This window comes from Limnohabitans sp. 2KL-51 (assembly GCF_003063645.1).
In the GTDB taxonomy this organism is placed as follows: Bacteria; Pseudomonadota; Gammaproteobacteria; order Burkholderiales; family Burkholderiaceae_C; genus Limnohabitans_A.
In genome coordinates this window covers 1-8,401 of record NZ_NESJ01000038.1, presented here as the reverse complement: position 1 = coordinate 8,401, position 8,401 = coordinate 1, and the positions used below count along the sequence as shown (strand labels likewise).

15 protein-coding genes and 2 pseudogenes are annotated in these 8,401 nt (G+C 53.8%); 1 reads left to right on the top strand and 16 read right to left on the bottom strand.

Translation table 11 applies throughout. The features are described 5' to 3' along the window. Positions 1 to 192: 192 nt before the first annotated feature. The 4 genes from B9Z49_RS21195 to B9Z49_RS21180 form a co-directional block, all read right to left on the bottom strand. Complete coding sequence (locus B9Z49_RS21195) at positions 193 to 393, bottom strand: DUF2283 domain-containing protein (protein WP_108355426.1); 201 nt, start codon at positions 391 to 393, stop codon at positions 193 to 195. 140 nt (positions 394 to 533) lie between these two features. Further along, the gene (locus tag B9Z49_RS22605) at positions 534 to 644 is read right to left on the bottom strand and encodes a DUF4258 domain-containing protein (protein WP_108355425.1); all 111 of its coding nucleotides are present in this window, start codon (positions 642 to 644) and stop codon (positions 534 to 536) included. 131 nt (positions 645 to 775) lie between these two features. Further along, on the bottom strand, positions 776 to 1,156 hold the full coding sequence (locus B9Z49_RS21185; RefSeq protein ID WP_233254756.1) for a type II toxin-antitoxin system death-on-curing family toxin: 381 nt from the start codon (positions 1,154 to 1,156) through the stop codon (positions 776 to 778). 6 nt (positions 1,157 to 1,162) lie between these two features. Continuing rightward, positions 1,163 to 1,393, bottom strand: coding sequence for a hypothetical protein (locus tag B9Z49_RS21180; RefSeq protein ID WP_108355428.1), 231 nt, complete (start codon positions 1,391 to 1,393; stop codon positions 1,163 to 1,165). 180 nt (positions 1,394 to 1,573) lie between these two features. Between B9Z49_RS21180 and B9Z49_RS22360 the strand changes: the two are divergent. After that, positions 1,574 to 1,771, top strand: a pseudogene (locus tag B9Z49_RS22360) (IS4 family transposase); the annotation flags it as partial. A gap of 230 nt (positions 1,772 to 2,001) precedes the next feature. Here the strand turns inward: B9Z49_RS22360 and B9Z49_RS21170 are convergent. From B9Z49_RS21170 to B9Z49_RS21110, 12 genes and pseudogenes are all read right to left on the bottom strand, one after another. Then, on the bottom strand, positions 2,002 to 2,313 hold the full coding sequence (locus B9Z49_RS21170) for a DNA-binding protein (RefSeq protein ID WP_108355422.1): 312 nt from the start codon (positions 2,311 to 2,313) through the stop codon (positions 2,002 to 2,004). A 340-nt stretch (positions 2,314 to 2,653) separates the two neighbouring features. Continuing rightward, positions 2,654 to 2,989 (bottom strand): DNA-binding transcriptional regulator, encoded by a 336-nt coding sequence (locus B9Z49_RS21160; RefSeq protein WP_108355420.1) that lies wholly within the window; start codon positions 2,987 to 2,989, stop codon positions 2,654 to 2,656. Continuing rightward, a pseudogene (locus B9Z49_RS21155) lies at positions 2,964 to 3,104 on the bottom strand (BrnT family toxin); the annotation flags it as partial. The pseudogene B9Z49_RS21155 and the gene B9Z49_RS21160, both read right to left, overlap by 26 nt. A 222-nt stretch (positions 3,105 to 3,326) precedes the next feature. Continuing rightward, on the bottom strand, positions 3,327 to 3,605 hold the full coding sequence (locus B9Z49_RS21150) for a DUF86 domain-containing protein (RefSeq protein ID WP_255418940.1): 279 nt from the start codon (positions 3,603 to 3,605) through the stop codon (positions 3,327 to 3,329). A gap of 65 nt (positions 3,606 to 3,670) precedes the next feature. After that, positions 3,671 to 3,955: a nucleotidyltransferase family protein gene (locus B9Z49_RS21145; RefSeq protein ID WP_108355419.1), complete on the bottom strand. Its 285-nt coding sequence runs from the start codon at positions 3,953 to 3,955 to the stop codon at positions 3,671 to 3,673. A 53-nt stretch (positions 3,956 to 4,008) separates the two neighbouring features. Then, a complete protein-coding gene (locus tag B9Z49_RS21140; RefSeq protein WP_199225135.1) occupies positions 4,009 to 4,341 on the bottom strand; it encodes a VanZ family protein in 333 nt (110 codons plus the stop codon). A 121-nt stretch (positions 4,342 to 4,462) separates the two neighbouring features. After that, complete coding sequence (locus B9Z49_RS21135) at positions 4,463 to 4,705, bottom strand: BrnA antitoxin family protein (RefSeq protein ID WP_199225134.1); 243 nt, start codon at positions 4,703 to 4,705, stop codon at positions 4,463 to 4,465. Next, positions 4,683 to 4,994, bottom strand: a complete 312-nt coding sequence (locus B9Z49_RS22600; RefSeq protein ID WP_108355417.1) for a BrnT family toxin — start codon at positions 4,992 to 4,994, stop codon at positions 4,683 to 4,685. The genes B9Z49_RS21135 and B9Z49_RS22600 overlap by 23 nt, the downstream gene beginning before the upstream one ends. A 123-nt stretch (positions 4,995 to 5,117) precedes the next feature. Continuing rightward, complete coding sequence (locus tag B9Z49_RS21125) at positions 5,118 to 5,456, bottom strand: VanZ family protein (RefSeq protein ID WP_146188588.1); 339 nt, start codon at positions 5,454 to 5,456, stop codon at positions 5,118 to 5,120. A gap of 265 nt (positions 5,457 to 5,721) precedes the next feature. Beyond that, positions 5,722 to 6,462 carry a hypothetical protein gene (locus B9Z49_RS21120; RefSeq protein ID WP_108355415.1) on the bottom strand — a complete coding sequence of 247 codons (741 nt, stop codon included), beginning with the start codon at positions 6,460 to 6,462 and terminating at the stop codon, positions 5,722 to 5,724. Beyond that, positions 6,456 to 7,460 carry a hypothetical protein gene (locus tag B9Z49_RS21115; protein ID WP_146188587.1) on the bottom strand — a complete coding sequence of 335 codons (1,005 nt, stop codon included), beginning with the start codon at positions 7,458 to 7,460 and terminating at the stop codon, positions 6,456 to 6,458. Before B9Z49_RS21115 ends, B9Z49_RS21120 begins: the two co-directional genes overlap by 7 nt. Before the next feature lie 160 nt (positions 7,461 to 7,620). Then, positions 7,621 to 8,295 carry a bifunctional 2-polyprenyl-6-hydroxyphenol methylase/3-demethylubiquinol 3-O-methyltransferase UbiG gene (locus B9Z49_RS21110; RefSeq protein WP_108355413.1) on the bottom strand — a complete coding sequence of 225 codons (675 nt, stop codon included), beginning with the start codon at positions 8,293 to 8,295 and terminating at the stop codon, positions 7,621 to 7,623. Positions 8,296 to 8,401: the final 106 nt, after the last annotated feature.

Below are 8,401 nucleotides of genomic sequence, written 5' to 3'. Positions count from 1 at the left end.
ATTTACGATCCACGCTTCCTTCCCACGTTCGGTCACCCTCACGCAGTTGCGTTTCACTTTGCTCACTGTGACCAGCTCGCAGCGGGACTTGCACCCGCAGGTGTGCGCCCATGCTGGGCGCACAAAACGCAAGGAGCCCGAAGGCTCCTTGAACGTGGAAAAACAACTGGGATCTGACCCCAATTATTTAAATCACATACCCACCAACTCCATAGCAAGCTCATGGGGCTTGTCTGTTCGTTGGCTCACATCCAGCATTTCGATACCCAAAACGCGGCCATCAACGTCAAAGTCAAACACCACGCCGGGACGCAGCTCATCACTCTCAGCAACGGTACCCGCAAGCAAGCGGATGTACATGGCGTCAGCTTTGGGGTCGTATTCAATTTTCATGGGATCACTCCGTATTTTTCGAACTTACTTGTCGTCATGACGGTTATCACAGTGACAACCACACCATTTTCACAAATAACCCTCAACAACATGCGCTTTAAAGCGCGCTCGATCCAGCCCTGCGCTTCGAATCTTTCATTTTACGCGTCAATGATGCGAAGTGGATGATCCAAAGTGAAAAGCACTTCATCGGTCGTGATACCACGCTCGACCATTCGATCCAAAGCATGTTGCGTAAATTCGACTTGCATTTGCTGATTGTATTTCGAAGTATCACTTTACAGCGAATGCCACAGCTGCGACCGCAAGCGCCCATGGATCCCGGATCTGGTACGGGATGACAAAACAATTGGGATCTGACCCCAATTTATGTGACCCCAATTTATGAGGTGTGGTACTCGGCAAACCCGCGCAACCATGGGTCCAAGTGGGCGATGTCAAAAGTGCCAGACTCGAACATTTGGATCATCTCCGCATGTATCTGCGAAGGCGCACGGTGCAGCCCCCAGCCGTTGATGCGCAAAAACACATCGGCAGCGGCAAAGGCAACTCGCTTGTTCCCATCCACAAATGGATGGTTGATGGCCAAGCTTTCCAGCAGCGCCGCTGCCTCCGCCACGATATCGTCGTAATAGCCTGTTTGCGGGCGAAACAGGGCTGCCTCGAGCGCACCAGGATCGCGGACCCCCATCGCACCCCCAAATCGTTTCATCAACACCGTGTGCATGCCCAGCACGTCGGCGACGGTCAGGTAATCGAGCACCACGTATTACTTTGCCAGTTCGCGGTAGAGATGGTCGAATTCATCAAGGCTGGACGCAAAAGCGGCCATCACATGGCGTCGCGGGCGCTCTTTTTGCTGACGGTCAATGAAGTCACGCAAAGCCTCGTCAAGCACCGACTGGAACTGACGCCCCTGATTTTCGGCAATTTGTCGCAGAGCCAGCAGCACATCGGGAGCCGCTTGGGAAGAAAACTTCTCGCGTACGTTGGTCGTCATCGTCATCCCCATCATTTTTCATCTTGATACTTCATGATAAAGCAAGATGGCATCCTCTGCCAAACTAAAAAGTCGCCCTTGGGGCCCTTCAACATCAAAACCTGCGGGGTCCACCCCCCCCCTCGCAAACCATGGATCCCGGATCAAGTCCGGGACGACAAAAATACCCTGTCACCCCGGGCGATGCGTGACATTGAGCTTTGCTTGGGCTCTCACTCGCGCAAGCTTTACCACGCAGGGTTTCGCAGCCAAGTTGCCCGCTCCACTTTGGCCGATGCCAACGAGCGACGAGATTGCCGAATCTTTGAAGACTTTGCCATGCACCTCATCGGTGTTGCTCGCAGCCTTTACGGCCAAGAAGCTTTTGGGCTGGACCTGGATTTTGGTGCGCTGTATGCACCTACGTGGTGGTGGCCATTGTCAAAAAAGACTCGCGTTGGAGGGGTCAATGCACGCCATCTTGCAGGTCCTCAGCTTGTCCTTGTTCGAGGTCAAGCCGCTGGCCGAACTGCTCGGTGAACAGTTGCTAAACGATGAAACCGGGGAGCCTGAAGCCCAGTTTTGTCTTTTCCCAGAAATCTCCGGACAGTAGTGGATCTGCCCCCAATTTACAGCGCTTGTTCACCCAACGGGCGAACCGCTAAATGCAAGCCCAGCGCCCTCAAGATTGCCATCAAACTGCTCAAGCCCGGATTACCCTGCGGCGATAGCGTCCGGTACAGCTGCGTTGGGTTCAGATTGACCTTGGTGGCCAATGCCTGAACACCTCCATGGGCCTTTGCTATCTGACGCAATACCACCAACAACTCGGACTGTTCTGACTCCGGGTCTTCCAAAATGTCATTCATCACCTGCAGCGCCAAAGCAGGATCTTGACGGTACAACTCAGCCATCGCGTCATCATGTGATCTGCTAGTCATCTCAACTCCTGAAAGATTTTCCAATATGCACATGATTTGTGATCACCGAAGTTACCCATTTCCATTCTGGCAACTCGGCGAATCACGGCTACTTTCGCCCGCATATCGCGAAGTCCCTGCAACCACGCCAAAAAGACGTCCCGACCGTCCTCGGGTCTCAAGAAATGTTCGATTTCGAATTTTTTCATTTTCGTCTTTGAACGAATTTATGTCAAGAAATGCCTAGAGTTCCTTATGCTGTCATCGCAAGGCACGAAGCGATCCATGAATTGCCGCGCTTCGCTCGCCAGGACCAATAAATCGAGATCTGACCCCAATTCACCAATTCATGTAGCCCCAATTAATGCAACACCGCCAGAGCAGCCTCAGGCGCTTTGTCCAGTACTTTCAGAAGCGCCTTGGCAGCACCCGTTGGACAACGCTTGCCTTGCTCCCAATTCCTAATGGTCTGCAGGGACACATCGATGCGGTTGGCGAACTCAGCCTGGCTGAACCCTAGACGCCTGCGAACACGCCGCGCGAACTTGGCGGCGTCCTGCATCGCCTCGGCCTCATCGGCAGCCAGTTGAATGGCGACATCACTTTCTGTCGTTGCATCAAGTTGGCGATGGTCAACTCGACCTGTAGGCTTCGCATCGGGGCGAAGAACATCAATCTTGATGCGAACGGTTTTCATAATGTTGTATCTCTCGTTGGTTGGCTTTGCGTGCAGAAATGATTCGCAAAGCTTCATGACGCGGTGTATAGACCAAAACAAACAAACGTCCGGCAATGCGGCCAGTCAGTTGGTAACGCTCCTCACCCTAGCTGCGTCGCGTGTCCAATGTAGTCCAATGGACCACCCTCATCAAGTCTCGCACCTTAAAAAACCCTGTCACATTGGTTGAGGACCAGTATCTGAAATCACGCACCGAATGCAGGGCTCCGCCCGCCATGACAAAACAATCGGGATCTGACCCCAATTCTTTCAATTGGGATCTGACTCCAATTCTTTCGGCTTCAGAGTTAATGATTCAAATCAGCGGCTGCAATTGCCGAAGGGTTGATTGCAAAGCGGGCAACTCTTTTTCGACAACACTCCACACCACATCCAGATCCAACCCAAGGTAGTCATGAACAATGATGTTTCTGAAACCAGAAATTGCGCGCCATGGCGTTTGGGGTGTCAAACTTTTGGTTGGCTCGCTGAGTCGCTGGCTGGACTCGGCCATGGTCTGCAGATTGCGAATAACTGCATCCTGGACCAAGCTCGATTGCATGAAGACCTCTTGACCGTTCTCTGTGTAGGCCAGAACGCGATCTATTCACTCCAACATGTGAGCCACATAAATTTTGTCGGCCTCCGGTCCTTGCTGCATTACAGGACAACAGCCTCGCGCAGAATTTTTTCACGCAACAAGGGGTGCAGTGCTTGGATAGTCAACAGATCAACTTTGCGGCCCAACAAGTCTTGCGCATCCATTTGCAAAGCCCCCAACTGAAAACCCGTCAAACCCTCCGAATTTTCAAGCAACAAATCGACATCACTGGCTGCGTTGGCATCATCTCGAGCCATTGAACCAAACACACTGAGCCGACCCACACCGTAGCGCAGCGCCAAAGCGCGAAGCTGGTCTTTATTGGACTCAATGATGGTGTTCATACATCAAGGTTAAAGCAAGAAGCAGGTCAAGTCAAAGTATCCCCCGCAAAGCATCACACACGCCGCCGCCACCAGGCAACACACACCCAAGCCAAGCCCACCCCCACCGCATCGGCCGCCAGATCGGCCCACTCCGCAAATCGCCAGCCCACGGCCCATTGCGCCAACTCCAGGCCCGCCCCATAGGCCAGCATGCCCAGCAAAACGCGCGGCACTAACATCGGCCACAGCCACAAAGCCCAAGCCGTCAGAACAGTAAAAGCCAAGGTATGTTGCGCCTTGTCCCACCAATCAAAAACCGGCAACTGCAAATGCTCAACGGGCAGCAAGGCCAGCACAGTCACCGCCAGCATGGCCAAAACCCAAGCGCTGCGCATCAAAACCATGGCATCCAACCCCTTAAAAATCAAAACCATACCCCCAGAAACAAGCAAGGAGCCTGAAGGCTCCTTGAACGTGAAAAAACAATTGGGATCTGACCCCAATTAATGACCTTCTTTTTATAGCTCAGCGCGATTTCACCAAGTCGTTTTCCAGCAACATCCGGACATAACGGGTGTAAGGGATACCTTGAGCTTGAGCCCGGGTTTTCACGGCTTCCAAAAGAGCTTGTGGCAAACGCAAATGCAATGCTGCTGACTTCGCTTCAATTTCGAATCGCATGGGTTTGAAGCCCGACAGGTCAAATTTTGACAGGTCTGCAGTGCCTACAAATTGCTCGGCGTCCTTATCGCTTCGCAGAGAGGGCATGGGCTTTGATTTGGTGTTCATAGTGCGAAATTTCCTTTTGATGCATGAACCGGGCGCTGATAGGCCTTAAAACAGTGTCATTCCCGGATTTCCGTAACATGAACACAAGAAAGACATACCGTCCCGTTGCTGATTTACCAATGGCCCGCATGCGGGGTTCGTCAGGATGAGGGTCAGCCATAACGGCTGGTGTGCCACAAAGGACGGCTTCGATGTCCTCTTTTGTGACGCCGTGCTTGCCGCACTTTGGCCAGTTACCGTTATCCCAATCAAACCCTGAAATTCTCATGGGTAAATCATACACAAATGTATAGACAAATGTGAGCAGCCTGAAGCCATTTGCAAACTTGCCGCATGTGTTTTGCTCATCCTATGTGCTCACAGGCAGTGTTGGGGCCGATCTGAATGCCCATCACTTGGCGCTGCCCCCTTGAGCTTTTTTCCACAGCACCCAAGCCAAGCCCACCCCCACCGCATCGGCCGCCAGATCGGCCCATTCGGCAAAACGCCAGCCCACGGCCCACTGCGCCAACTCCAGGCCTGCCCCATACGCCAGCATGCCCAGCAAAACGCGCGGCACGAACATCGGCCAAATCCACAAAGCCCAAGCCGTCAGAACAGTAAAATCCAAGGTATGTTGCGCCTTGTCCCACCAGTCAAACACCGGCAACTGCAAATGCTCAACGGGCAGCAAGGCCAGCACAGTCACCGCCAGCATGGCCAAAACCCAAGCGCTGCGCATCAAAACCATGGCACTCAAACCCCTAAAAATCAAAACCATACCCCAGAAGCAAGCAAGGAGCCCGAAGGCTCCTTGAACGTGCTCTCTGTCACCCCGCACTCGATGCGGGGTCCATCCCCTCCCCCGCAAACCATGGATCCGGATCACAAAACAATCGGGATCTGACCCCAATTATTAAACAATCGGGATCTGACCCCAATTATTATCGGGATCTGAACCCAATTATTTGAACCCAATTTTTAAGTCCAGGACAATAAAAATACTCTGTCAACCCTCACCGTACCAAACCGAAAGCTGCAGATATTCGATCCAGCGCAACCGCGTATTTGCTCGAATCCAAATTGGCAACAAGACTGGCAAATCGCTGCAGGTCCTTACGCACCTTCAACGGCGCTTCGATCAGGACGCCAGGTGTGAGCAGTGCAGACAACTGAACCACATCAGCAAGGTGCTTGCCGATTTTCTTGGAGTCAATGACCTCACCCGCTAGCACGCGCTGTGTCATCTCCATCCATGCGATGGCTTTCAAGGGAATCAGCCTGTCCTCGCCGACCCATGAAGGAAGACCGTGCTTGTTGCGACGGCCATCGAGCACGAACCGGTAGTAATCTTCGTCCAGCAAGATAGCGGACAAGCTGGAGATCTGCTCGTCAAATGGGATAGGCGTCAAATGACCGGGAGGGGTGAAGCTCAACTCAGCTGGCACCCTTGAAAACAATTCCAGCATGTAAGGGAAATCGTCTTCCATCGGTTTTTGGAACCGGTACAAGCAAGGCTTTTTCTGGACTTCACCCTCTTGAAGTTGATACCCGCCTGCCCGCACAAACGCCCAAAACTTCTGGCCAAACTCTGGCGTGAGCATTTCGATGTGCAAGATGATGTCCAGATCCTTGGTGCCACGAAAATTCAGACCCTCCTGCGCCATCGTGATCTTGGCTGCCGTACCACCGATCAACACATACTGGTCCTCGAAATCCTTGAACCAGTCCTGAAATACCGACAGACCTTTCACCATGGAAACTGCTCCTCCAATTCGTCCAGGGCCATTTGAATCCGATCATCGGCACTGCCCTGCAAACTGACCCACAAAGAAAGGGGGTCAACCACATGGGTTTTGATCTGCATGGCCGGCTCATAACGCCAGACCTGAACCGCCACGCCACCTGCTACTTCTTTGGGCTCAAAGAACACACCCCGCTGCCCAGCCAAAGCAAGCGCAGACGATGAAACAGCGACCACGTGCTGCCCTGGTTCATTAAGCAGTGTCAAGCGAGCCAATGCATCCTCGCCAGCGACCACAGCACCCGGCAGGGCCAAGATGCCTGTATCGAAAGTCCACAAGGTTTTTTGCACAGGCGAGCGTAAAAACGGCTTGGCCAGATCCCACAACGCACGACGGCTTTCCTTGAGTTGCAGATATTTGGCGCGGCCTTGCTGCAACAAATCAAAAAGTTCAAACGCCACCAACTCACGAATTGCCCGCGTCGCCGTCATGGCGGCATACCCCATGGCAGCGGCATCATCAAAGGGGTGCCAGACCTCATCTACAGGGTGGTGCAACAAAAACCAAATCAGCAAAGCTTGGGTTGAGGGGCTCAGATGCTTTGCTTGCCGCTGCAAAGTGGGCGACCCAAACTGCTCACTCAAAACCATGCCCAGCATAGGCGCAAACAATTGTTTACCAGGCACCACAAAGGCAATGCTGCGTTGAATCAATTGCTTGCGCTCACCCGGGCTCAGGCCAGGCAGCGCCACAATCAAAGGTGTTTGAAATGCATCTCGGATGCGCTGCGTGCTTCGCTCGATCTGCTCAACCGACAAAGGTAGGGCGTGCTTGAGGCAGGCCAGCGTGATTGGATGCCCATGAACGCTGCCGGCCACGATGTCGTAGGCGTCTTGCACAAAGTAGGGCAACTCAGCTGTTCGCAAACTCGGCTGCAGGCGCACTGCCCCCTGGCCCAAAATTTGGTTAAGGTACTGAACAGCTTGCAGAGGTAAAGGTCTATCTAACATGGAAAATTATTATAACAATAAAATTGTTATATGTAAAATTTCATGTTACCAACATCGACCATGGCGACAAACGGTCCGTAGAACGGCATCCATCTCCCCCCGCCAACCATGGATCCCGGATCAGGTCCGGGATGACAAAACAATCGGGATCTGACCCCAATTAACTCGTTTTGCGCAACACAGCCACGATGTTGGCCGCGCTGTAGTCAATCGGCGCACCACCCAGAAAGAAGACGCGGACGCACAGGTTGAGCAAGGTGCGCACGGGCCAAACGGCCAGGCGGCAGAGGGTGAGCACGGGGCAGACGCCCCAAGGCGGTTGGGCCTGGCCGCGCAGGGCCAACACATCGGCCTGCAGCACCTGCGCCCAATACAAAACCTTGCCACGGCCAATGGCGTTCAGGTGCGTCACATCGGCGTTTTGGTGGGCCAAGCCAAAAGGCGAGTCGGCATTTGGAAAGCGCAGCAAGACACAGCCCCCAGGCCTCAGCACACGCAACAGCGCCCGCAAAAACGCCAAAGCCTCGGCGGGCGGCACATGTTCGAGCACATCAAACGCCACCACCAAATCAAAACTGCCATCGGCCCACTGGGCCAAGTCTTGCGTCTGGTGCACATCCAGGCCCATGGCCTTGCCGCGCTCCACCAAATGCGGGTTCAGCTCGGTTCCCGTCACCTGCCACTGCTGGCTGCGGGCATAAGCCAAAAAACTGCCTTGCCCAAACCCCACCTCCAGCACCTTGGCACCGGCTGGAAGAGGCTGCCCGGTCTTGCGCAGCTCAGCCGCAAAATAACGCGACTTTTCGGCCGTTAAATCGGCATAGGGGGGCCGCAATTATTGCAGCCACCCCTGCCACACCACCGGGCATGCGGGTCCGCACCCGGCGGTTCGAGAGCTTGAGGTCATGACAGCCTTGGCACTCCCAACCTATCAAAGTACG